The sequence below is a fragment of the Paraburkholderia sacchari genome, assembly GCF_000785435.2.
Taxonomy (GTDB): Bacteria; Pseudomonadota; Gammaproteobacteria; order Burkholderiales; family Burkholderiaceae; genus Paraburkholderia; species Paraburkholderia sacchari.
In genome coordinates, this window is sequence record NZ_JTDB02000001.1 from 1,118,739 (window position 1) to 1,141,460 (window position 22,722).

Annotated in this window: 25 protein-coding genes and 1 pseudogene; 9 read left to right on the forward strand and 17 right to left on the reverse strand. The window is 61.4% G+C overall.

Annotation, left to right across the window (positions count from 1 at the left end):
- Positions 1-11: 11 nt before the first annotated feature.
- The 6 genes from NH14_RS04960 to NH14_RS04985 form a co-directional block, all read right to left on the reverse strand.
- Positions 12-1,040 (reverse strand): DUF2955 domain-containing protein, encoded by a 1,029-nt coding sequence (locus tag NH14_RS04960; protein ID WP_035521060.1) that lies wholly within the window; start codon positions 1,038-1,040, stop codon positions 12-14.
- A gap of 13 nt (positions 1,041-1,053) precedes the next feature.
- The gene (locus tag NH14_RS04965; RefSeq protein ID WP_035521058.1) at positions 1,054-2,178 is read right to left on the reverse strand and encodes an HlyD family secretion protein; all 1,125 of its coding nucleotides are present in this window, start codon (positions 2,176-2,178) and stop codon (positions 1,054-1,056) included.
- A complete protein-coding gene (locus NH14_RS04970) occupies positions 2,175-3,755 on the reverse strand; it encodes a TolC family protein (RefSeq protein ID WP_152617057.1) in 1,581 nt (526 codons plus the stop codon). Before NH14_RS04970 ends, NH14_RS04965 begins: the two co-directional genes overlap by 4 nt.
- Before the next feature lie 38 nt (positions 3,756-3,793).
- Positions 3,794-4,909, reverse strand: coding sequence for an AI-2E family transporter (locus NH14_RS04975; RefSeq protein ID WP_035521056.1), 1,116 nt, complete (start codon positions 4,907-4,909; stop codon positions 3,794-3,796).
- Between the two features lie 116 nt (positions 4,910-5,025).
- A complete protein-coding gene (locus tag NH14_RS04980) occupies positions 5,026-6,009 on the reverse strand; it encodes a hypothetical protein (protein ID WP_052147722.1) in 984 nt (327 codons plus the stop codon).
- Positions 6,010-6,041: 32 nt separating this feature from the next.
- The gene (locus NH14_RS04985; protein WP_035521054.1) at positions 6,042-6,299 is read right to left on the reverse strand and encodes a hypothetical protein; all 258 of its coding nucleotides are present in this window, start codon (positions 6,297-6,299) and stop codon (positions 6,042-6,044) included.
- A gap of 244 nt (positions 6,300-6,543) precedes the next feature.
- On the opposite strand from NH14_RS04985, the gene NH14_RS04990 reads away from it, so the two are divergent.
- Positions 6,544-7,296 (forward strand): TerC family protein, encoded by a 753-nt coding sequence (locus NH14_RS04990; RefSeq protein ID WP_035521052.1) that lies wholly within the window; start codon positions 6,544-6,546, stop codon positions 7,294-7,296.
- A gap of 103 nt (positions 7,297-7,399) precedes the next feature.
- Here the strand turns inward: NH14_RS04990 and NH14_RS04995 are convergent, their stop codons facing one another.
- Entirely contained in the window at positions 7,400-8,764 is a 1,365-nt protein-coding gene (locus tag NH14_RS04995) for a HipA domain-containing protein (RefSeq protein WP_052147721.1), read from the reverse strand.
- A 284-nt stretch (positions 8,765-9,048) separates the two neighbouring features.
- Here NH14_RS04995 and NH14_RS05000 point away from each other — a divergent pair, with 284 nt between their 5' ends.
- Positions 9,049-9,288 (forward strand): hypothetical protein, encoded by a 240-nt coding sequence (locus tag NH14_RS05000; protein ID WP_152617032.1) that lies wholly within the window; start codon positions 9,049-9,051, stop codon positions 9,286-9,288.
- An 84-nt stretch (positions 9,289-9,372) separates the two neighbouring features.
- Positions 9,373-10,179, forward strand: a complete 807-nt coding sequence (locus tag NH14_RS05005; RefSeq protein WP_035521048.1) for an RMD1 family protein — start codon at positions 9,373-9,375, stop codon at positions 10,177-10,179.
- 1,170 nt (positions 10,180-11,349) lie between these two features.
- On the opposite strand, the gene NH14_RS05015 is transcribed toward NH14_RS05005, so the two are convergent.
- Entirely contained in the window at positions 11,350-11,580 is a 231-nt protein-coding gene (locus NH14_RS05015; protein ID WP_035521046.1) for a hypothetical protein, read from the reverse strand.
- A gap of 506 nt (positions 11,581-12,086) precedes the next feature.
- Positions 12,087-12,254: a hypothetical protein gene (locus NH14_RS05020; protein WP_161790821.1), complete on the reverse strand. Its 168-nt coding sequence runs from the start codon at positions 12,252-12,254 to the stop codon at positions 12,087-12,089.
- 355 nt (positions 12,255-12,609) lie between these two features.
- Between NH14_RS05020 and NH14_RS05025 the strand changes: the two genes are divergently transcribed.
- Complete coding sequence (locus tag NH14_RS05025; protein WP_035521042.1) at positions 12,610-12,942, forward strand: hypothetical protein; 333 nt, start codon at positions 12,610-12,612, stop codon at positions 12,940-12,942.
- A gap of 71 nt (positions 12,943-13,013) precedes the next feature.
- Here the strand turns inward: NH14_RS05025 and NH14_RS05030 are convergent, their stop codons facing one another.
- The 3 genes from NH14_RS05030 to NH14_RS05040 all read right to left on the reverse strand — a co-directional run bounded on the left by NH14_RS05030 (position 13,014) and on the right by NH14_RS05040 (position 14,427).
- Positions 13,014-13,292 carry a hypothetical protein gene (locus tag NH14_RS05030; RefSeq protein WP_035521040.1) on the reverse strand — a complete coding sequence of 93 codons (279 nt, stop codon included), beginning with the start codon at positions 13,290-13,292 and terminating at the stop codon, positions 13,014-13,016.
- Positions 13,293-13,614: 322 nt separating this feature from the next.
- Complete coding sequence (locus tag NH14_RS05035) at positions 13,615-13,812, reverse strand: hypothetical protein (protein ID WP_052147788.1); 198 nt, start codon at positions 13,810-13,812, stop codon at positions 13,615-13,617.
- 402 nt (positions 13,813-14,214) lie between these two features.
- A complete protein-coding gene (locus tag NH14_RS05040; protein WP_035521036.1) occupies positions 14,215-14,427 on the reverse strand; it encodes a hypothetical protein in 213 nt (70 codons plus the stop codon).
- Between the two features lie 319 nt (positions 14,428-14,746).
- Here NH14_RS05040 and NH14_RS05045 point away from each other — a divergent pair, with 319 nt between their 5' ends.
- Complete coding sequence (locus NH14_RS05045; RefSeq protein WP_035521035.1) at positions 14,747-15,286, forward strand: Uma2 family endonuclease; 540 nt, start codon at positions 14,747-14,749, stop codon at positions 15,284-15,286.
- Between the two features lie 130 nt (positions 15,287-15,416).
- Here the strand turns inward: NH14_RS05045 and NH14_RS05050 are convergent, their stop codons facing one another.
- The gene (locus NH14_RS05050) at positions 15,417-15,656 is read right to left on the reverse strand and encodes a DUF2442 domain-containing protein (RefSeq protein WP_035521034.1); all 240 of its coding nucleotides are present in this window, start codon (positions 15,654-15,656) and stop codon (positions 15,417-15,419) included.
- 275 nt (positions 15,657-15,931) lie between these two features.
- Between NH14_RS05050 and NH14_RS05055 the strand changes: the two are divergent.
- A pseudogene (locus NH14_RS05055) lies at positions 15,932-16,021 on the forward strand (cold-shock protein); the annotation flags it as partial.
- A 292-nt stretch (positions 16,022-16,313) separates the two neighbouring features.
- On the opposite strand, the gene NH14_RS33370 reads toward NH14_RS05055, so the two are convergent.
- A complete protein-coding gene (locus tag NH14_RS33370) occupies positions 16,314-16,655 on the reverse strand; it encodes a hypothetical protein (protein ID WP_237179513.1) in 342 nt (113 codons plus the stop codon).
- 224 nt (positions 16,656-16,879) lie between these two features.
- On the opposite strand from NH14_RS33370, the gene NH14_RS05070 reads away from it, so the two are divergent.
- Both NH14_RS05070 and NH14_RS05075 read left to right on the forward strand, forming a co-directional pair.
- Positions 16,880-17,164: a DUF2442 domain-containing protein gene (locus NH14_RS05070; protein ID WP_035521033.1), complete on the forward strand. Its 285-nt coding sequence runs from the start codon at positions 16,880-16,882 to the stop codon at positions 17,162-17,164.
- A 222-nt stretch (positions 17,165-17,386) separates the two neighbouring features.
- Positions 17,387-17,713: a response regulator gene (locus NH14_RS05075; protein WP_244143451.1), complete on the forward strand. Its 327-nt coding sequence runs from the start codon at positions 17,387-17,389 to the stop codon at positions 17,711-17,713.
- Between the two features lie 165 nt (positions 17,714-17,878).
- On the opposite strand, the gene NH14_RS05080 is transcribed toward NH14_RS05075, so the two are convergent.
- Positions 17,879-19,648, reverse strand: a complete 1,770-nt coding sequence (locus NH14_RS05080) for an ATP-binding response regulator (protein ID WP_052147720.1) — start codon at positions 19,646-19,648, stop codon at positions 17,879-17,881.
- Between the two features lie 456 nt (positions 19,649-20,104).
- On the opposite strand from NH14_RS05080, the gene NH14_RS05085 reads away from it, so the two are divergent.
- The gene (locus NH14_RS05085) at positions 20,105-20,422 is read left to right on the forward strand and encodes a hypothetical protein (protein WP_035521032.1); all 318 of its coding nucleotides are present in this window, start codon (positions 20,105-20,107) and stop codon (positions 20,420-20,422) included.
- A gap of 153 nt (positions 20,423-20,575) precedes the next feature.
- Here the strand turns inward: NH14_RS05085 and NH14_RS05090 are convergent, their stop codons facing one another.
- Together NH14_RS05090 and NH14_RS05095 are read right to left on the reverse strand one after the other, a co-directional pair.
- On the reverse strand, positions 20,576-21,175 hold the full coding sequence (locus tag NH14_RS05090) for a short chain dehydrogenase (RefSeq protein ID WP_035521031.1): 600 nt from the start codon (positions 21,173-21,175) through the stop codon (positions 20,576-20,578).
- A gap of 179 nt (positions 21,176-21,354) precedes the next feature.
- Positions 21,355-22,647, reverse strand: coding sequence for a D-amino acid dehydrogenase (locus NH14_RS05095; RefSeq protein WP_035521736.1), 1,293 nt, complete (start codon positions 22,645-22,647; stop codon positions 21,355-21,357).
- Positions 22,648-22,722 lie beyond the last annotated feature (75 nt).

Below are 22,722 nucleotides of genomic sequence, written 5' to 3' on the forward strand. Positions count from 1 at the left end.
CGTGCGGGCACTCAGCCCGCGCCGCGGCGTTGCTCGAAGAGCAGCAGCATCAGGCAAGCGTAGACCGTGACCGCCAGAAAGAGCCCCATGCGCACCGCGAAGGCCGTGTACACATCCTTGCCGGCCACGCTGTCCTGCACCGACTGCCCGAGCAGAATGATCATGGTGATGAGACTGTTCAGCCAGAACCCCGGCGAGTAGCGCGTCGGGCTGAGTCGATACAGCTTGCGGCCCACCAGCAGACCGAACAGCGCCATCCACAGAAAAAACATCCACAGGTTCACGAACAGCCGGAGCGAGAACCAGAACGCGATCGCGAGCAGGCCGCCCAGCAGCGTGGAGCCGATCAGATCGCGCGCCGCCGTGCGGGCCGTCGTGGTGCAGCTCTGCCTGCCGAGGCTGACGGACTTCATGATGATCGGCATGTAGCTGGCCGGATCGGTCATCGCGAGCAGGTAGGCCGGCATCACTACGAGCGCGGCGCGCAGCGCGATGCGTCTTGCCTCGCCGTCGGGCAGCGCGCGCGCGGCGGGCGCTTGCGGCGCGTCCGCCGGCTCGGGAAGCAAGCGGTGTGTGAACGCCGCCACCGCCACGGCCAGCAACAGCCCCTTCGCCAGCGCGCCGACCACGGTCACGGCCAGCTGGAAGTCGCTCGTGCCTGCGGCGGAGATCATCGTCAATCCCGCCACCAGAAAGGTGGCGAGCAGATTGTTGCCGCCGCGCAGTCCGTAGCGAAAGGCGAGAAACAGCATGACCGCGACGATCATCACGGCCGCGAACGCGTAGTGACGCAGCAGCGGCACCAGCAGCAGGCCGCTGCCCGTGGTCGACGCCACCACCAGCACGAGCACCGTGCCGGTCTTGAGCGACAGCGGCCGGGTTTGGGTCGCGAGCAGAAACACGGCGAACACCGGCGCGACCACGGGAATCGGGAAATCCAGCGCGAAACTGATCGCGAGACACAGCGCCGTGCCGGCGGCGAGGCGCAGCGCACGGAGGCCGGGAATCCAGAGCCTGTTTGCTGTCGGCAGGGTCGGCATGATCAGCGCATGGTCAGTAAATGTACGAAAGCCAGCTCATCACGCGCACGAACACGCGGCCCAGCGGATTGAGCGGATTGGTCCGGGTGGGAAACGCCATCACCTCGGCCTGGCCGCCCACGCGCATGTCGTGCAGACGCGTGCGTTCGTTCGGGTCGAACTCGACGATCACCGGAAAGCGCTGCGCGGGCCGCAGCCAGTCGCGGCTGTTCTGCACCGTGGGCAAACTGCCGGGCGGCGTGCTCTGGCCTGTGCTCACGCCATAGCCGATGCTGCGGATCTTGCCGCTGAAGACTTCGCCCGGCAGCGCGTCCAGCGAGATTTCCACCGGCGTGCCGGGCCGCAGACGGCCGAGATTGTTCTCGGTCATGTCGGCGCTCACCCAGACGTCGCGGATCGCAATCAGCGTCATCACCGGGTTGCCGGCCGGCGCGAACTGGCCCACTTCCGCGCGCAGATCGGTGATGACGCCGCCGGTGCGGGCCTTGATCCGCGTATCGGCGAGATCGAGTTCCGCCTTCTTCACGGCCGCCGCCGCGCTGCGCAACTGCGCGTTCTGCGCTTCGCTGCCGCCTTGCTGCTCGCGGGCGCGCTCGACTTCGGCGCGCGCGGCCTCCACCTGGCTCTGGGCCTGCTCGTGCGTGGCGCGCGCGACCTCGATGCGGCGCAGCGAGACCGTACCTTCGTCTTCGCGGTAGAGCCGCTCGAGGCGCTCGCTGTCCTGGCGCGCCTTGACCTCGTTCGCGAGCGCCGCCCGCAGCGAGGCTTGCGCCGAATCGATGCCGGCCGTGCTCGCGCCGACCTGCCGGCGCGTGGTCTCGTAGTCGGCGCGCGCGCGGTCGACGGCGACGCGGTATTGATCGCTGTCGATTTCGAACAGCACGTCGCCGGCCTTGACTTCCTGGTTGTTGTGCACGACCACGCGCGTGATGCGTCCCGCCACTTCGGCGGCAACCGGCACGACGAAGGCCTGCACGCGCGCCTGCTGCGTATAGGGCGTGAAGCGGTCGGCGAGCAGATACCAGATCAAGCTCACGATGATCAGCCCGACGATCCATTTCAGCGCCTTGCCCGAAGGTTCGGCGGCTTGCTCCTGTGCCTGCACGGCGTGCGGGGGTTTGGTGGGGGTATCGCTCATCGGGTCGCACCTTGGGCGGGAGCGGCGGTTGAGGGTGCAGCCGAAGGGGAAATTGAACGAGCGGTAGCAGCGGCGCTCGCATCGTCGATCAGATCGCCCCAGTCGGTGCGTTGCTGCATCTGCGCGCGGGTCGCGGCGTCGACGAGCGGCTGCGCCGTGTACCAGCCGCCTCCGAGCGCCTTGTAAAGCGCGATCAGACTGCCCACCGCGTTGCTGCGGTTGACGATGTAGGCGTCCTGCTGGGTGAACAGGGCGCGCTGCGCATCGAGCACGCGCTGAAAGTCCGAATACCCTTCGCGATAGATCGTGTTGGCGAGCGTGAGCGAGCGCCGCGCGGCCGTTTGCGCGTCGTTCAGAATCGTTTCGCGGCGCAGCGCGGCGATCAGCGCTGTGGCGGCATCATCGGCTTCGCGCGCCGCCTCGCGCACGGTGTTCTGGTAGGCGACGGTCAACTGCTGGAGCCGGGCGTCCTGCACGCGCACATTGTTGGTGATCCTGCCGTGATCGAACACGTTCCAGGTCACGCTCGGGCCCAGCAGCACGCCAAGCGTATTCGGCGAGCCCGCGAGCGAACTCGCGCTCCACGAAAGCGAACCGAGCAGCGACACCGACGGATAGAAGTCGGCCTCAGCCACGCCGATGAGCGCCGACTGGGCCGCCATCTGATATTCGGCCGCGCGCACATCGGGGCGGCGCAACAGCAGATCGGCGGGCACGTCGCGCAGCACGGCGCGGCTCACGAGCGGGACCACGCCTTCCTTGCCGGACTGCGCGTCGAGTTCGGGCAGCGGACCGGGCGGCCGGCCTGTCAGCACGGACAGCGCGTGACGCGAGAGCTGGATCTGGCTTTCGAGCTCGGGAATGCTGCTGAGGGTGCCGAGATACTGCGTTTTTGCCTGCTGCAGGTCCAGCTCGTCGGTCTCGCCGCTCTTGAACAGTTTTTCCGTGATCTCGTAGCTGCGCTTTTGCAACTGCGCGTTCTCGCGTGCGATGCGCAGCCGGGCCTCGGCCGTGCGCAGCGTGAAATACGTGTCGGCGAGTTGCGCGTGCAACAGCACGAGTGCGGCCTCGCGGTTCGCTTGGGCCGCGAAGAAGTTGGCATCGGCCGATTCGATGGCGCGCGCGAAGCGCCCCCAGAAGTCGAGTTCCCAGCCGACGCTGAAGCCCGCGCCGTACTGCGCGTAGACACCCGAGCGCGGGTTGAAGCCATCCGAGCGCTTGCGCGCCGAGGCGAACACGTCGGCATTGATCTGCTGCACCTGCGGGTAGCGCCCCGCGAGCGCGATGCCGAGCTGGGCGCGGGCCTCCAGCACGCGCAGGCCGGCGATCTTGATGTCGCCATTGTTGGCGTCGGCGGCGTCCATCAGGCTTTCGAGATTCTGGTCGCCGAAAATCAGCCACCATTGGCGCACGTCGGGTTCCGCGGCCTGCTGTGAGACCTGCTGTGAGACCTGTTGGGTGACCTGCTCGATCGCCGCGCTGCTCCAGTGCTCGCTCCAGGCTTCGTGCTGAGCCTTGAAGTCCGGTCCCACGCGCATGCACGCGCTCAGGCAGCCTGTGCAGAGCAGCATCGCCATCGTGATCGGGCGCGTGACGGGCAACACGGCTCCCAGCTTCAAGGCTGCGGCTGTTCCTGAGCCTGCGCAGTCTCTGCCTGCGCCTCCGCTTGTGGCTGCTCCACCCATCGCCAGAACAGCTGATAGCCGACCGAGAGCAGCACCGGACCGATGAACAGGCCGATCACGCCGCCCGTCACCATGCCGCCGAGCGCGCCGATCAGCACCACGGGCATCGGCACCGCAACGCCGCGGCCTAGCAGCAAGGGCTTGAGCACGTTGTCGGCCAGACCCGCGATGAAGACATAGACAGAGAAGACGATGGTGGCGGTGCTCGCGCCCTCGGTGGCGATCACGAAGATGATGACGGGCACGGTAATCAGCGTGGCGGGCAGCTGCATGATGCCGATCAGCAGCACGGCAAGAGCCAGCAGACCGGCGCCGGGAATGCCCATGACGATAAATGCGATGCCGATCAGCAGCATCTGGATGAACGCGATGCCGACGACCCCCTGGGCCACCGCGCGAATGGTGGCCGTGCACAGGTCGGCCACCTGGGGGCCGTTGCCCGGCCCGAAGATGCGTGTGGAGATTCGCACTGCGCTGTCGTGGCCTTTTTCGCCATAGGCCATCAGAATGCCCGCCACGATCAGCGCCGCGAAGAAGACGAGCAGCGCCGCGCCCAGACCGGTCGCGGTGCCTATCAGGGCCCGGCCCGCCTCCTTGATTTGCGGCGTGAACCGCTGCGCGAGGCCGGTGAGGTCCGTGGAGGCCTGGAGCCAGCTCGCGTACACCGTTTTGCCGACCAGCGGCCAGCTCGCAACCGAATCGGCGGGCGGCGGAATGCGCACGCTGCCGGTCCTGAACACGGCTATCGCGTGCTCGATCGAGTCGGCGAGCGCCACGACCAGCATGTAGGTGGGCGCGAGAATGACCACGAAGGAGATGAGCACGATCAGCGTCGCAATCAGACCGTCGCGATTGGAGAATGGACGGCGCAGCCTGACCTGAAGCGGATAGAGCGTGACGGCGAGGATCAGCGCCCAGACCATGAGGTCGAAGAACGGCCTGAAGATCCGGTAACAGAACACGACGAGCACGGCCACGAGGCCGGCGCGAATCAGGACATCGAGCAGCTGTCTGGACAAGACCCGTTGGGCAAACGGTGTGAGCATTTTTTTCTCCTGTTACGGAAGCGGTGCATGCTCATTGGGCGATCCTTCACTATCTGATCGACACCGATGTGAGGCAATCGGACTTTAGTCTCATATCCTCGCGCGCGAATGGCGCATCAAAAGCTCATCGCGAATCCGAACGACACGCCGTGCACGTTGTGGCCGAACACATAGCGCACCATCGCGCGGGTACGCGTGATGATGATGGGGTATTTGCTGCTGTCGAGCTCGAGGCCCACGCCGAGCGACGTGAGGTCGTTGAAACCCAGCACGCCGGCGCTGTCGCCGAAATAGTGCGAGTAGGCGCCTTCGAGCACGTAGCGGATCGGCCGGTCCAGCGCATGCCAGCCGGTCGGCGCGCGCCAGCGGGTCCACAGGCTTATTTGCTGCGCCATCGCCGAACCTTGCACGGCCGCCGAGCTGCCGCCGAAGCTGCGCAAGTAGATATCGGTGGCCCGTAATTCAGCGTCGATTTCGTAGTTCTCGCGATAGTGCTCGTAATCGAGCATCAGCGAGCCGCCGTAGCCATACGCATCGAGCGAGCCATTCTCGAGAAACTCGAGGTTGCGGTCGGTGACGTGATTGAAGATCGTCTGCCCGACTTTCAGATCGCTGGAAACGCGCCCGAGCGTGCCGTTCAGGATCGGACGGAACACCAGTTCGTCCGCGATCCGGAAGTCCCAGCCGATGCCCACCGTGCCGCTGAAGGTGTTCCATTTGGTCGGTATCGCGCGCTGCTGGGTGCCATCGCTCGCGATGAAAATCGGATCGTAGCGGCTATAGGCGAGCGTGCCTTCCAGATACAGCGGAAACGACTTGCTGAGCGTGAAGCCGCCGCCGAACTGCGTCTGACCGAAGCCCGGATTGCCGGTCGAGCCGCTATTGACCGAAAGGTTGCTGGTCGTGACGTCGGGAACGGTGGTGTAGGTCATGATGGCGAGCACGGCGTCCGCATGCTGCTTCACGTTGCCGCCAACGACGGTGTTGCCCGATAACGGGCCAGCGGCCGTCTGGGCATTCGAGTGGCAGGGCAGCAGCAGGACCGCGAGCAAGCAGGAGCAGGCCAGGCGCCGTGCCGGCCTGGCTGGTCTACTACGCATGAAGCCCCTCCGTTGCGCGCGCATCGCTCACGTCAATATTTAATGTCGCGGGCCGTCTGGCGGCCCTGTTGCTTGGTTTGCCGCTTGTCCTGCCGGCATTGCGCATTGCTGGTCTGATTGGCGGCGCGGCATTCCTGCTTGGTGTGACGAGAGCCCTGGCGTGTATCCTGGCGAACGTCGCGGCCCGCACGGCGCTGCTGCGCCTGTTCGGTTGCCGACGCATTGCCGAGCGACGCCGCCAGAAGCAACGCGGCGAATGTAGCAATGAGCCCACGATTGTTTGTACTCATGATGCGTTTCCCGTCGAAGGGTGGGGCCGGAGAGTCCCGGCCGGCGTGCGGCCGCGCTCACACGGAGCATACGACGTCGTGGCATGCGAGCGCCGGAAAATTGTGGCACGGACATAGCCGGCTTTGAAGCACCGGAAAAATACGACTTTGGTCCCATTGTGCGATTGCAATATGCTGCACATACTCGCCGTGGCCGCACGACCGTAGAATCGATCTCTTCGCTACCCTGGACGGCTCACCGCGCATGGACGACCTCGCCGCATTGTTCTCTGATCCCTCAGCATGGGCCGCCCTCGTGACACTCGTGGTCATGGAGGTCGTGCTCGGCGTCGACAACCTCGTCTTTATCGCCATTCTCAGCAACAAGCTGCCGCCGGAGCATCGAACCCGCACCCAGCGGATCGGCATCGGGCTCGCGCTCGTGATGCGCCTTGCGTTGCTGGGCGCCGTGGCATGGATCGCGCAATTGACCCAGCCAGCGGTGTCGCTGTTCGATCATGACTTTTCGTGGCGCGATCTCGTGCTGATCAGCGGGGGGCTTTTCCTCGTCTGGAAAGCGACGAAGGAAATTCATCACAACGTCGCCCATGACGAAGACGTTGGAGCGGGCGGCGACGCGCCGGCCGGGCTCACGGTGCGCGCGGCAATCGGCCAGATCCTGCTGCTCGATCTGGTGTTTTCCGTCGATAGCATCGTGACCGCGGTCGGCATGACCCAGCACTTGGCCATCATGTATATCGCGGTGATCGTGGCGGTCGCGGCGATGCTGTTCGCGGCTGGGCCACTGACGCGATTCATCGAACTGAATCCCACCATCGTCATGCTGGCGCTGAGTTTTCTGCTTGTGATCGGCATGACGCTGATTGCCGACGGTTTTGGCTCTCACGTTCCCAAAGGCTATATCTATGCGGCGATGGCGTTCTCGGCGTTCGTCGAAGGCATGAATATGCTGGCGCGGCGGGCGAGGCGGAGCAGGCGGTTGAAGCAGGCGGGGTGAGCGAGGTTCGCCGTAGCGGGGGGACGCCTGCCTGTGCGTGTGCCCGCTTTCTTGAGTGAAATCTGCGTACCCGCGAGGGAAAACGTGCGCGTGCGCGAATCGGTCATCGGCGCTCCCGGAGCAATTCCGGGGCGACCTTCGGCACCTCGGGCGCCAGGCGCATCAGCCGCTCACCCTGGCGGCAGACGAAATCAGCAATGCGCTTTACCATCGCTCGCTCCTCCCCGACGTAGACCGGCGATTCCGCCCGCACACGCGCGAACTTGCATACGACGTCTGCAAGACGCTTCATTTCGCGCGCAACAAGGGCAGGCGGCATCTTGATTCGACTGCAAAAGTCCGCCAGTGCGTAAGGCGTTATCTCATCGAGCAAGAAGACATCGCCATACGCCATTGCCATCTCCTGTTCGACCTTCCCGCCGTCGCCATAGACGTTGATGCACACGAGGTCATACATCGGCGCGGGTGCGAGGCGCGTGCGGCGCTGAAAGAAGCTCAGGTTCTTGCCATGGGCGTCACTGTTGCCGATGAGCAACTGAAAGATGGCCCATCGGAGCATGAAGGATTTTGTGGCCGCCGGGTTTTCAAAGTGCTTTTCGAGCGCGAAGAGCTTCTCGAAGCTCACTCCGTCGCGAATATTCGCGACGCCCTTGTTGTGGCCGAAGTTGCGTTCGTACTTGAGCCCTGACGGTACGTCCAGTGCCTGACAACCATCTATGACGTGCACCCGGTCAACGGAGTGGATGCTGCTCGGGTCGTTCGCGGACGCGTATCTGACGATGCGGTCAAACCGCTCGATAAGTAGAATCGGCTCAGGGATGCGACGAATCTCGACTGCTGCGGTGGGCAAGTTGATTGCCCGTGCGAGCGACATGCAGAAGTGCTCGTTCGCAACCAGAAACGGCGAGTGTGGGCTGCGCGACTCGGGTTTGAGCAGGTGCGTCGAACTGAGCCTGCCGTCCACGAGGGATATCCGTTCGCCCTCGACCATCACCTGAAGCTTGTCCTGGAAGCCCGCCACCGACAACCGTACCTTCTGGTCCCACACGGGAAACGGAACGGTGTCGCGCTCCTTTATACGGGCGCTAAGCTCCTCGAGCGGAATCGCCCGGCGAATCGCCTCTGCCTGCGCGGTATGCGCGTCGAGCGGCAGGAAACTGAACGCACCGACAGGCTCGGCGCCCAGCGCGCGCACCAGTCCGTACACGTTGGTCTTTGTCACGTTGTTGACGTAGGACGCGACCTCAAGCGCGCGGCCTTCGGGGAGCAGGTTCTCGAGAAAGCGGTGCACTGCCCCCGGCACCGGCGGCTCCCCCGTGTGCAAGATATGCGGCGATAGGGAGAATGCCTCGCGGCTGTCCCGCCAGGCCTGCTCATACTGGAAGCTGTACTGCATCTCCCTGGCATTGTGGCCAAGCTGCCCGACGACCGTACCATTCGTCATGACGCGCAGGAAGTGCTCGTCCATCAGATACTCCCCTTGCTCTGCAGCGCCGCCAGCGCGTCCTCCGCCTGGTTGGGCGTGAGCACGAGCACCTTGAGGCCCAGCCCGGCGAGCACTTTGAAGAGCTTGTCCGCCCCGACGGACTGCCCGTTCTCGACGACCGGCTCGCCACGGACGCGTTCCAGCAGGTCATCCTCAATCCGGAGAACTTTACACGGTACAACGATGGGGCAATTCAGGCAGCACTATTGCGATGCGCGCGACCCAGCGAGCTGGACTACTCGCGGAAGGCCAGCGCCAGCCAGTTCATGCTGGACTTGCTGGCCAACATCTTCGAGCAACACAACCGCCGACAAGGCGAGGCCGCCTGCGAGTTTGCGTTTGCACTTTACACACGCAAATTGCGCCTCAAGGAACAGCATTTCGATGACTTGAAGGCTCGTATTCGGCCGAAGCTCGAAGGGACCGCCGACAAGGTTCGCCTGCTCCGCATGCTGTTTGGATTCGACGCGATGCCTGCAAGCGAAACTCTTCCCGACGAGTTTTGAATGAAGTGTTGTCGGTCGAAACGTGACGTACCGCTGAGATTCACACCTATACTTTCGATGACTTCAACGAATTGAAGTGACCCAATGTCGAATCTCGCCATCAGTTCACTTCCGCAGGTACAGGCGCGTGCCCATCTCATCGCCGACCGGATTGAACTCAAGAACTTCAAAATCACCGATTCACTCGCCACCACGCCGCTAACGGTAACTGTAGGGGGGGCTGACGGCATCGCCGTTCTTTTCAGGTACGGCGTCGTCGTGCTTTTGGGTGTGTCGCTTGGTGATGAACAACGGTTTCTCTCGTCGTTAGCTCAGTTGCTGGTCAACGCCTACGGGCGACCTCAGCTCGAAGAAATCGCCATCCAGACCGGCAAGGCGAATGTTGGGGTGCAAGGCGGTGCAGTCTGGCTCGATGCGCTGACGTTGGAAAAGGCCCAGGTGATAGCGGACAGCCTCAGCAAGAGCCTTGTGCTGTCCATGTACGAAGACAAGACCGCGAGCGAGTTCGATAGCATCATTCCGTTGGCATCGGAGCTGGCAAGAACAGGAAAGGTGAGCGCGGACGCCAAAACGCTACTCTCAAAAATTGGCGGGATGCTCCTAATCGAACACCGCATGGTCGGCCGGGCTGAAATCGGTGACAAGCCGGAGACCCTTTGGGAACACCCGGAGCTCGGCGGCCTCTATGCACTATTGGAGGACGAATACGAACTGCACGAGCGACAAGCCGCGCTTGAACGCAAGCTGAAACTAATTTCGGGAACTGCGCAAACCTTGGCCGAAATCGCGGAAACCAAGCACGTTCACCGCCTCGAATGGTATGTCATAGGGCTTATTGCCCTTGAAATCGTGATTGGTATGGCGGACCTTGCGCATAAGTTCTTTTTCTGAGCGCTTTCGCCAGGCCGGCCATCGTGCAGCCCGCAGAATCCTTGCCCGGCAAATGCGAAGACGCGGCCGGCATCAATGAGTAGCACCTTAGATGACACTTCGCTCCAAGAGCAGGCGCAGGCGAACGATACGGTGGACGCCTTCAGCAACGGGCTTATGAAACCAAGCTGAATAATGCCGTGGTAGATGCCCTGGAAAATCACGGTGCAATGACCGACCAAGCCTTGAGACAGGAAACAGTATTCAAAGGGCTGGCCAATTTGTTGGTCGATGAGGTGTACCGGCAGCTTCGCCAGGATGTGCGAACTCAGGGCGATTGATAGGAGCGCTTACTGCTCAAGATGCATCGAGCAGTAAGCGTCGAACAGGGTGAAGCATAGTTGTGCGAGCGCCGCGAGTTTCACAGCCTGGCCCACATGTTCGACCTCCCCGGAATTGAATATGTAACTGCGCTTCCATCCCAAGCACGTGCGATGGACTCCTAGTCCCGCGGCCCCAGCGACCTTTCGTCAAGAGTACGTTTCGGTCCAGGCCGGGGTCAGGCGCGCCGCACTGCTTGCAGGCGGCACAGCTCAGCTGGTCTTGTGTATGACCGATATAGTTCACCAACGGTGCCGAATGCCAGGGCCGGCTTGAGAGTCGCACCGGGAAGCGCATCTGTAATCCAGTCAAAGGCATTCATTTCGCGTTGCGCAGCGTGCACCGCGGCAGTGAGCACAGTAAGCGCCCGTTCCGCGGAGTGCCCGCCGAGGTCAATGAAGCAGCTCTCAAATGGATGTTTCGTTGCAGTTTCGACGTGTAACACTGACTTTCGAACGTCCAAATCAATCTCCTACGCGGATTTCATGTCCTGTATATCAACCGAATGTGACAGTACATGACGTTATCCGGTCCGAGATGCGGCGCGGCTTGACCGAGCGCTCGCGCTGCGATGACCTGGTGAGGAGCGGCGTTCTGAACAACATGAAGTGGCAACAGCAGTACAGGATGGGACCTCCTGCCTCGCCACAGTAAAAGCTGCATGAGCGAACGACTGGATTGCTTCGGGAGTGGGCCGTTGGCGCCGCGAGGTGTTGGAGGACCGTTGCGGGCCGTGTGCCGCCGATGGCCGGCCCGCATTCCACTTCGACTGGCCACGTATCCGCAGCGCAACCGAGCGTTCGCCTGCAGCTAATCACCACGCGTCCCGTTCTTTATTGCCCTCGCGTCGGCCTTCCGGCAAAGGTCGCTCAGCAGCCATCGTGCGACGGCTTCCGGGCGATTCATGCCATGTGGCGCAAACTTGATTTCGCTTTCGTAATAGACAATGACGCTGCCGCTCGTGACGCGAAAGCGGCCTTCGCGCACTACACCGTCAACTGTGACCTGTACGTTTTTCGTCTCTTGATAGTCTGCGTTCATATCTGTCACTTTCTGTGTGCCGTAAGGAAAGCCCTGCAGCGCTGTCGATATGGTGTGACAATAATCTGTCAACCAGCCGATGACCCGCGATTGACTGTATCAATTGGTCAGAAGTCAGCGGCTGCGGTGAACTCGAGCGACCGTCCCCTCATGCGTAGGTTTCACAAACCTGGTGATGAAAAGCGCTAGGTGGTCATTGTGCGCCCAACGGATTACGAGGGCTGGCTCAGCAGCAGCTCCACGGACGAAGCGCTCATTCCTGAATCTATTCCCGGCGGAGCTAATGCATGCTGAGGCGTCCCCATGCCGCCACGTGCGTCGAAGGGCAGTGCAGCTACGCCGAAAGCGGAAGGCGAGAAATGAATAAGCTGGATGACGAAACGAAGGCGGAGCTACTCACGTTCCTTGTCGTCGGGCAACTCTTCGCATTTACTCGCAGTGGCGAATGATTGCGCACCGACCATCTCATCGAGTCGGCGCAGATGTGGTTAAGTTCCAACGGCGCCTCATGTGATTGGCTTGAGCGTGCGCAACTCATCGAAGCTTGCCTGGTGGTCGCCATCAACGCGCTCGACTTGCCCTTTCCCCAGGCCGAGGCAGACCTTGTGCAGCTCTTCAACTTGACCCGTGGCTGGTTCCTCGACTATCGGAAGCCGGTCGTCCAGGACGTTCACTACCTCTGCGCTACGTGCCTTTCCAGAGACTCGAGTTTCACGTAAGTGGCCGGCACTTACCGGGCCGCGGCCGTCACGCTCAACTGGCAAAGCAGACCAGGTATCCCAGCGTGCGACGGTCGGGGACCTAAAGCCGTTTCCCGACAGCCTGGCGCACGCTTCGTGATGCCTCTATCAAGGGGAGTTCGAACACACCGAAGCCATCGGCGCCATTGCTGGAGTCATCGCCCGGAGCGCTGCTTGACCGACTGCGGTGAACGACGGCAGTATCAGAGACGCAGCGCATAGTCATACGGGCGAACCGGTAGCGTACAGGCGCCAGCGGGAACCCAAATCCATCGTTGAGGAGACTTCCATGATTGAGGTGACGAATACGTACGACCTGCAGCCAGGCGCGAATCTGGAGTCCTATGCCGAATGGGCGAAGAAGGCAGCGGCAATGACTATTCAGCAGGCCGGCCTGGTCGAGCTCCGGGCACACCGCAATATGCTCGGCACACCGCAGATTCGAACGACCAGTTGCTGGAATTCTACGAGCGACTGGGCGGCATTCGCGGACGGGCCATGGCGTACGCTGGAGCAGGAACTCCGCACATTTGCGACTAATTTTAAGGTCGAGATGTGGGGGCCATCGCCAGTTCTGCCGACGCCACTACGGCCCGACCCAACGGGCGGTGCTGGGGCGTGAGTGGAGCGCCAAGGGTCGCTAGCACAACTGAATTCAGTCGGCCCGAGCGCTGTCCTGCTGTATCTCGAGTGCTAGCCCCCGACCAGCGTCCGCGCTTGGTCGAGAAGCGCGGCTGCCGCGAGGAGTTCCTTGCGTCCCGCCATCGTGAGCGCCGCCGTCGCGGTTTCCCTGAACAGTTCTTCGTTCGAAATCTGCGGAACACCTGGCTCGCCGAAAGGTCCCCGTCGAAGCTTGAAGAATGCCACCATCTCGAGAGCCCTCAGCCTCTGCTCTTCCGATGCACCAGCCGCCACTAATTCTGCCGCCGCAATCAACCGATTGATTGCGCCTTCATACGCTGCTTGGTCCATGGCCTTCCTCGGAATTGGTCGGCGCTACAAGTTCACCGACGGAGACTGTGTACCGACGGTGGTCCCGCGGTATGGTACGGAGGAGTGGCGCAACCGAGTCGTCCACGTTGTTCCACTGGCAATTGCGTGGGCTGCCTGCATCGCCTCCGGCTCAGGGTGGACGCGTGCGCACCGTATGGCTGTGGGCGCTATCCTCTGACAACTATTGCTCGCCAAGGGACGGGCTGGTGTATTTTAGATTGCCCACTCGCTAAAACGATTCGCTAGATGTCGAGACCGACAGAACGCTGTGGACGCCATGCTTCGAGCGTATCCCATTTCGTTAGCACTTCGCCAGAAGGGCGGTGACCTCGCGGAGCGTCGTGATGAGGTTGTCCCAAGACGAAGACCACCGCGTCTCCCTAATTCGGCGACCAAAGGCGTCGGTGATTCGCAATACGCCGGTGTCAGGAAAGAACGTGAGTGTGACGGCAATGCCGTCAATCACACAGGTTTCGGTAAATGCTTTCGTTGCCAGCACGTTGGCCTCCGTTGGATGGGCGGCGAGAGAGAATCGGGCAGGCGTTGTCATGCAAAGACTGTGCCGATGGGCGCGGCCTCGTCCGGGTGCCCATGTTTACCGGGCTTCCGGCGCAATCGGCGTCCAGCGTATCGCGGGATAAAGAGCGACGCGATGTTGGATTCAGACGAACACTTCGCCGCATCGAATCCGCAGAAGGGCAACACCCGCGCTCCGGACGTGTGTCGCCAGGCGTTCTAGTCTGTCTACATGTTAGTTAGCGGGCTGAATACGCATCAATGGCCATGATTTCGCATGGATAGCTTATGACGGCGCTACCATCGGCCGCGGCTCAGCAAGGGGCGTCGGTGTCGCGCGACAACGAAAAAGGCGAGGACACTCGCGAGCGTGGAGAACACGGTGCTATTTTTGCTGTTCGTGCCCGTCGACGCTAGCTTGCGCCGGCTCATCAGGATGCATGGAGTGGTAGGTGTCGGACAGCGTCGAGCATAGTTGCGCGAGTGCGGCGAGATTCGCCGCCTGGTCTGCATGTTCGACTTCTCCTGCGTTGAGTATGTCGTCCAGTACCGGGGCAAGCCGGCGCAGCCGCCGGAAGGTCTCCTCATCGAGTTTCATTTCACTTCTCGTTTTCAATCGAATACGGTAGCACGGCACCCAAGCGAATCCGCCTTCGTCAGCCGCGATAATTCGTCGTCACGCCCCTCGGGCAGTCTTTATGCTGCTATGCAGCATAAATAGGGGCAAAACTCAGACCCAGACCTCGGTCATCTTGTCGCGAGGAGCGCTGGGCCTAATCATCAGGCCCGATAACGGCAAAATAGCACATCTCATGCACGCCGCATGAGTCGATTGTGCGACGCACAATTGTTTATCGCTTCTCACGCGCCGGTAAAGGGATTACCCTTAGTGGGTTCCCCTTTGGAGGCTTGTCGTTGTGTCTACTCTTCTCGAGCTGGACGGACTCGTTGCAACCTGGCGTCGGATTCACCGCAATTCTGATTCGGGGTCATGCTGCGAACTGGATGGTCGAGGTGAAACGGTGCTGCATCCTCAACCGTCAGCAAGACGCCAGATTGTCCTGACCGACGTTTACTGCCAAATCGCCGAGCAGATTGGCCACGTGGCGGCAATGGCGGTCGCCGTGATGACGCCGTCATTCGGCATTCGCGTACCTGACGTGGTTTGGATGCCGCCTGAAAAGTGGGAAGGGTATGACCGGGAAGGTCCGGACCCAATGCCGTTTGTGCCGGACTTGTGCGTCGAGGTGCTTCTCGACCGCGAGTTTCCGGAGGACATCGGCCCAAGAGTCACGGCGTATCTGGAAGGTGGCGCCCAAGAGGTCATCGTTGTCGACCAGCATGGAGAAGTGCAATTCCATGGAGCGAATGGGCCGCAGCCGTCCTCAGCGTTTGGCATAACGCTTTCACTCGAGCGAATGTACTTCGACGAATTCACCACGTCTTCCCGCTGCTAAATCGCGGCTGTCATAGCTACCCATGCGGCGTGGAGGTGAGGCGTGCCGCATTCGTTAGCGGCTGAAGCAGCTTTGTCGGGCGGCTGCGCCGCAGGCCGCAACCGCCATCTCCAAGCGTGTTCTAAAGAATTCAATGCATCGTCTTGCGCGCGGCAGCGTTGAGCAGGGCCGTGACGCTCATGTCCTCGTGAAGCTCGGGCCAGAACAGCTGCTGACCGTCCAGAGAAATTGCGAGGTGCTCGCGCTGTTCGCTGGACGCATCGTCAAGAATTGGGAACAGGCGCAGGGGCAGTTGGATAGCGCGGCCGTCAGACAGGTCGATGTACATCATTGGACCATCGAAGGCCACGTCGATTGCATGGGGTTGCATGGCGAGTCTCCTGGTGGCAGGTGGACTTACAGGATAGGTCGCTGCTGACTGCCACCCAAGCAAAGAAAAAGCCGCGCATTGCGGCTTCTCTGGTGTACTCGTGGCTGTCACGCGGGCACGCGCTGTGTAGGTTACTTTGTGGCAGTGCGAGAATCCCACCCTTTGCCATGTGGGTACGAAATTTCGACACGAAAACAAAAAGGAACCGGGGCTCGACCCCTCGAGCTAGGGTTCAAACAATCCGCATTGCTTAATCATCAGCCACCGCGGGAAGTTTCAGGTCGCTGCAGGAAGGCCAGAAGGTCAGCTTTGATGTGAAAATGGGCCCGAAGGGCAAGCAGGCCGCCAACATCCAGCCGATGTGAGTCGACAAACGGAATTGACAGCGCGTGTGAAGGGGCTAGCCAAGCACTGCGCAGTATGAAACGGAAATTGCAAGTAGCTGAACAACGCCGAGAGGCGACGTGAGCTGTCGCGTAGCGAGCCCGCCATCGGCCTTCGAAAGGTCTCGAAAGCCGACTTGTATCGGGGTAGTCCATCGGACGAGGTGCGCTCACCGTGACCCCAGTTCCCGTCGACAGCATGGCGACCAGGAAGCACGACTACTGGCAGCAAACTTTCTCGTGCGACACTTGCGGAAACGGTCACTCGTCCGCTCTAGTAGCGCCACCCGGGATGCCCGTAGTAACCACGTCCATGGTAACCACGTCCATGGTAACCAGGCCCATAGTAACCAGGGCCGTAGTAACCGCGGCCATAATAGCCTCGATATCCGCCGTACCAATAGGGATAACTATAGTATCCGGGCCAGGGGCCATATATCACCGGCGCCCCGTAGATGACGGGCGGCGGCGCATAGACAACAGTCGGACCGAAATACACGGAGCCCGGCACACCGATGCCGACGCCGATGCCTACAGACACACCACCCGCCTGCGCGAAGCTGGCCGACCCCGCGGCAAGCCCGACAGCGACCAGAAAACGAACGAGCTTGTTCATCTGCGTTCTCCTCGCCTCGAGTCCAGTTCGAACGACGAGCGACGGCGCAACGAGGTATGGACGAGCGCCGAGTCCGCTTTCTATGGGGTTCAATACGCTGAGGCTTATACGTGAGGCCGAACGGCCCTGTTCTTTTGAGTCGGCGGTTCCGAAGTCGTTCAAGTGGGACCGCGGTGCGTGACTGTCCTGCACGACCTACGGTGCATCCCGTGCAGGAGGCGGCCATGGAAGCTGCTGCGGTGGGCGTGCGCTTCGACGGCGTACAGCTGTTTCTCGACATGTCCGATGGCGGGGCCGTTGCATTCCCACTGGACTGGTTTCCAGTTCTCCAGGCCGCAACGGCAGCGGAGCGGGAACACTTCGCCATCTCGATGGACCATCAGCAATTGTTCTGGCCGGAAATCAATGAGGACGTGAACGTCCCGGCGCTACCTTCGTTCCTGGGCAAAAGTGCGGCTCGCCAGTGTGATTCGCGAGAGGGAGACTTCCCGGCGTGGCCACCCGGGTGACTTTGCTAAGCGTTCAGGTTCAACTGCATGGCCACCCATCGCGAGGTAATCGCGGAGCACGTGCTCCCGTGCCTCGCGGCGGACGACCTTTCACGGCGGCGCAAACTCCGTTCACGACAGTTCGGAGGGCGCATTGCTCGATTACCAAACCAGTTACAACATGCATGGGAACGAATGTTGCTGCGGTATATGTAGGTACCCTCGGCAGTACACCCAGTTACCGTGGACACGATTCTCCTTGTTGACGATGACCGGAAAATATTGGAACCGCTTCGGATAGTTATGGAGGCCGAAGGATATCGGGTTTTGACCGCGCTCACTGGAGCAGCCGCCGAGTCCATCACCGAAGCCGAGCGACCCGACCTCATCGTGACCGACTGGATGATGCCAGGTGTCGATGGTATTGGTCTATGCCGCTGGCTTAAGACAGACAAAGTGACGGCCACCATTCCCTGTTGTCATGCTCTCGGCCGCGCAGCCACCTGGTTCAAGGGAACGGTTGTGGGACGTCTTCTTGCGGAAACCCATACCGATTGCGCGTCTCATTGAAGTGGTCAGTACGCTGCTGGATACCTCACGGTCAATCAGGTCGTCCCAGCTGCATTCATGATGGAGTGATTGGTCTGGCAGCGCTGATTCCGAACCGGATGAGGGCAGGGAATTGGGTGATGCGTCACGGTGTCGGGGCAGGCCGTCCCGCAGCCCCTGGCTGTATTAGTGGTCGGGCAAACCACGCAAGACATCGGCGAGGTCCTCAAGCGAGGGCGGCTTGATGAGGTGGCAGTCGAATCCGCTCTCGCCGGCTGCCGGGTCCGAGGTCGCCCAGGCGTAACCGCTCAGTGCAACCAGACGGGTCGACGAGCACTGCTCACGCTCACGCAGCAGACGCGCCAGTTCGTGCCCATCCATGCCTGGCATATTGATGTCAATGAGCGCAATATCGGGCATGAACGACTCGACTATCGAGAGCGCCTCCAGTCCGGTTTGCGCACGTTTGACCTCGTGACCGTCGAGTGTCAGCAACATCGCGAGTGCTTCGGTGGCATCTGCATTGTCGTCGACAAGCAAAATGCGCGCTGGAGATATGCCGTGCGTGGTTGCCGCCGCGTGTTCGAGCTGTGTCCTGCAGACGATGGGCAGCCGCACCGTGACTTCTGTACCCGTACCTTCACCCTCGCTGCGGACAGCAATCTCCCCTCTGTGGGCGTTCACCAGATATCTGACAACGGACAGACCAACACCCAGGCCGCCTTGGGCGCGCGTTCGCGCGGACGGCGATTGGGCGAACATGTCGAAGATGTGCGGCAGCACGTCCGGCGCGATGCCCATTCCGTTGTCACGCAAGGTGATGATTGCTTCTCTCAGCGTCGAATCGTCCTCGGGTATCGTACCCGGGTCGGGGGCGTCCACCCGGAGCGTGATTTCACCACCCGTTGGCGTGTATTTCACGGCGTTCGACAGCAGGTTTGAGACGACCTGCGTCAGACGGGCCGCGTCCGCAAAGACCGTCACCGGATACGCGGGCAGCGTCACATGCAGCTGTTGCTGACGTCTCTCTGCCTCTTCCGTGACGGCGGCCATCGCGTCCTTGACAATGTCTCCTAGCAGTCCGATGGCTGGGCGGACCGACAGCTTGCCGTGCCGTATCCGTGACGTGTCAAGCAGGTCACTCACGAGGCGCTTCAGTTGCCGCACCTGCCTGTTGGCGACGGCCAGCGCCGATAGCACGGCAGCATTGCCGGCTGCCAGCTTTTGCGCTGCCGCAAGTGCGGTGTCAATTGGGGCGAGCGGATTTCGCAGTTCGTGGCCAAGCGTCGCGATGAAATCGACCTGATGCGCTTCGACCGCGGAGAGCGCATTCCTGGCGGCTTCCGCATCCTCAGCGCGTGCTTCCGCATCGGCTTTCGCCTGCTTGATGGTCAATGCAGCACACGTGAAGTTCGCAAGGCTCGTCAGGATGCGGCGGTGTTCGCTGTCAAAGTGGAGGTGCTCATCATGAGCCATGACCCACAGCGCGCCCCACGGCTCGGGTGTGCCGGGAACCGGCACGACCAGCTCTTCAGTGACCTCCGGGGTGACGATTGCCAGGCAATCGAACTGGCGTTTGGGGAATGCGAACAGCTGCGGCGAGCCCAGTTCAAGCGTGACCGCCGCCGGGCTGTCGTCGGATTGAAGGAGGTGCCCAACGAGGCCTGCACACTGTCCCGCCAGGGCCACCCAGCGGAACGTTTGGGGCTGGCGCGCATTACGTTCTCGCAGGCTGATGCCGGCGCTGCCAGCGTTGCACAGCTTCAGCGCGATGTCGACGAGCGTCTGGAGCATTTCGGTATCCGATACGTTCAGCGCCCGGGTCAGAACATGCAGCGCCTCGATTTCTGCGGCAAAGTCCGGGGAACGGCGCCGACGCGCATCGAGCTTCTCAGTCACCGGCGCACCGAAGCGCTGGATGTGATTTGGCTCGCCTGAACGGGATTCTTTGGGCATGCCACCTCTTGTGGATGTACGTCTGCGGGAAAAAGGCCAATCCGCGTTAATTGTAGTTCGGCAATTTCTACCGGGCTATCGCGACATGGACATGTGGCAGCGCAGCACTCTTGTTTCACCGCGCGCACCGACGGCGAGTTCACGCGTCCATCTTTGCAATCAACCGCGCTCTCGGCGACCCGGAGTCTCGCGAGTAAAAGGGTTACTGTCGTCCCATTAAAAACTTGCGCAGTTCGGACGCAAGCTACTTGCGGCGCAGCGCATTGACGCTGTGAGTTGTCGGTGTCCCGCGTATCGTCGGTCGGGCGGCGCGTTGCGGTATTATCGAAGAGCCCTCTATTTGCCGCACTTCCTGATTCTTGCCCTGTCGAGAACTCCAGCCTTTCGGACAGGCCGCCTGCCACCGGGTCGGACTACACTTTCCGAATTGTTGCAGGCATCGTGGGCGAAATTGGAATGGATGATATCTACATCAAAATCGGACCGAGCGATTATCTTGTGCTGGCCGCCGTGCTTCGCAGGCGTGCCTTGGAATGTCTGCCTGTGGTTCGGGGGGAACTGCTCACTGAAATCACGCAGCTCCTGGCGTTTATGGAGCCGGTCGTATCGGGGGACAGCTACTTTCACGCCCATACGGACTTGGCTCGCTCGCTGATTTCGATGAGTGACCCTATACCCGCACTGGACCATATAGATGCATTGCTCGTCAGGTGTGGCGGGCTTCGGACACAACCACCGAGCCTTAAACTTTTTGCAAGTGCCGTCGACTGGTGAACGCCTATGGGCGAAGTCGCTTCCCGTGTCGTTACTTGTTACCCTTGAGCCTGAACGGGGCCAGTCGCCCTCTCGCTACGAGTCGAAACTGCAAGACTGAAGTCGAACGCCATTGCTGCTACGGAAGCGCGTTGAACGCTGGCGGCGCCGCTTTCACGGCTTTTTGACTGGAATGACCTGTCCCGTGATGGCCTCGACCAGGCTTCGCTTGTACGCCTGGGCTACCACCGCGGCGGGAGTACCTGCCGAGTACGCTTGCCCCATCGCGGCAAGTGTTTCTGAAACCCAGCCAGGGCTGACGACGTTCACCCGTGCCTTGCCGTGTAGTTCGAGAGCTGCGGACCGGACGAACGCCTCGACCCCCGCATTCACGATGCCCACAACAGCACTTCCTGTGACCGGATGCAGGGAGAGAATGCCGCTGGTTAGAGTCAGGGACCCGCCTGGCGTAACATGGCCGACCGAGCATCGCACGAGATTGACTTGGCCCATCAGCTTGTTGGCCAGACTGAACGCAAAGTCTTCATCCGTCAGCGATTCAAGCGGTGCGAATTTCGCCGCACCTGCGGCGCAAATCACGGCATCAACGGTTCCGAGCTGCTGGTACATTGAGGCGATGGACGCCTTGTCGGCGAGGTCCAAGGACAGGTCGGGGCCGTGGCGGCTGGCACCAATAACCTCGTGCTCGGACGAGAGCAGGCAAACGATTTCCTTGCCGAGTAGTCCGGTTGCGCCAACTATCAGAATGCGCATACGTCCTCCTTATCCGGAAGCGTCAGGCCAGCGCGGCGCGAAGCATCGCACGTGGCGTGAAGACGAACGATTATCCTACTACTGTCGGACGCAATGCGAACGCCGCACATCGGACGCGCTGCATGGCGGGCTGGGCTCGCCATGCGTGCCGCCTTTGGATGACCACCGTGGCGCAACGCTCAGCTCAGCTGAAAATTGCGCGGTGCTTCCGATTCTTTCGCGTAGCGAAAAACATTCAGGTCGTCATATTGGATGGCAGGCTTCTGCCCGGATATGAGGTCTGCGAGAAGCTGCGCCGAGCCGCAGGACATGGTCCAGCCGAGCGTGCCATGGCCGGTGTTGAGATAGAGGTTCGGCACTGCGGTGTGGCCGACAATCGGCGTTCCGTCCGGCGTCATCGGACGCAACCCGGTCCAGAAGGTCGCTTTCGATGTATCGCCGCCGCCAGGGAAGAGGTCGTTGACGCACATCTCCAGGGTCTCGCGACGCGCCTCGCGCAGTTGCTTGTCAAAGCCAACGATTTCAGCCATGCCGCCGACGCGGATGCGCTTTTCGAAGCGTGTGATGGCAATCTTGTACGTCTCGTCCAGCACTGTTGAGACCGGTGCGCGTGCTTCGTCGACGACAGGAGCCGTGATGGAATAGCCTTTGAGAGGATAGACCGGAATCTTGACGAGGCCGGACAGGAAGTTCGTCGAGTAGGACCCGAATGCGACGACGAACGCATCTGCGTGGATGAGCTTGGCACCATGGCGTACACCGACGACTTTGCCGCCCTCGACCACAAGACCATCGACCTGCGTGTTGTAGCGGAAGGTCACGCCCGCCTGCGCAGCCAGTGCAGCGAGTCGCGTCGTAAATAGTTGACAGTCGCCCGTTTCATCGCCGGGCAAGCGCAGTCCGCCGGTCAACTTATGCGCGGTGGCAGCAAGTGCCGGCTCCACCCGAGCGAGTTGGTCTCGGGACAACAACTCATACGGGACGTTCGCTTCTTTCAGAACTGCGATGTCCTTGGTCGCACCGTCAAACTGCTGCTGCGTTCTGAAGACCTGCAGTGTGCCGCCCGTGCGACCCTCGTACTGAATTCCCGTTTCGGCCCGCAGCGCCTTTAGGCAATCGCGGCTATATTCCGCGAGTCGGACCATGCGGTTCTTGTTGATGGCGTAACGCTCGGCCGTGCAGTTCTGCAGCATCTGCCACATCCATTGAAGCTGAAACTGTTTGTCTTCGTCGTCCGGACGAATTGCAAGCGGCGCGTGTTTCTGGAACATCCACTTCACTGCTTTAAGCGGCACGCCTGGCGCAGCCCACGGCGCTGCGTAGCCAGGCGAAATCTGTCCAGCATTCGCGAAGCTCGTTTCGAGTGCAGGACCCTGTTCCCGGTCGACGACGACGACATCGTGGCCAGCGCGCGCAAGATAGAACGCGCTTGTCACCCCAACAACTCCACTGCCCAGTACAAGGACTCGCATATCAGTCTCCGCCGACGCCAGAGATATTGTCAGCCACAGAAAGAAAATCTGCCAAACCGCGAGAATCGCAGTGGA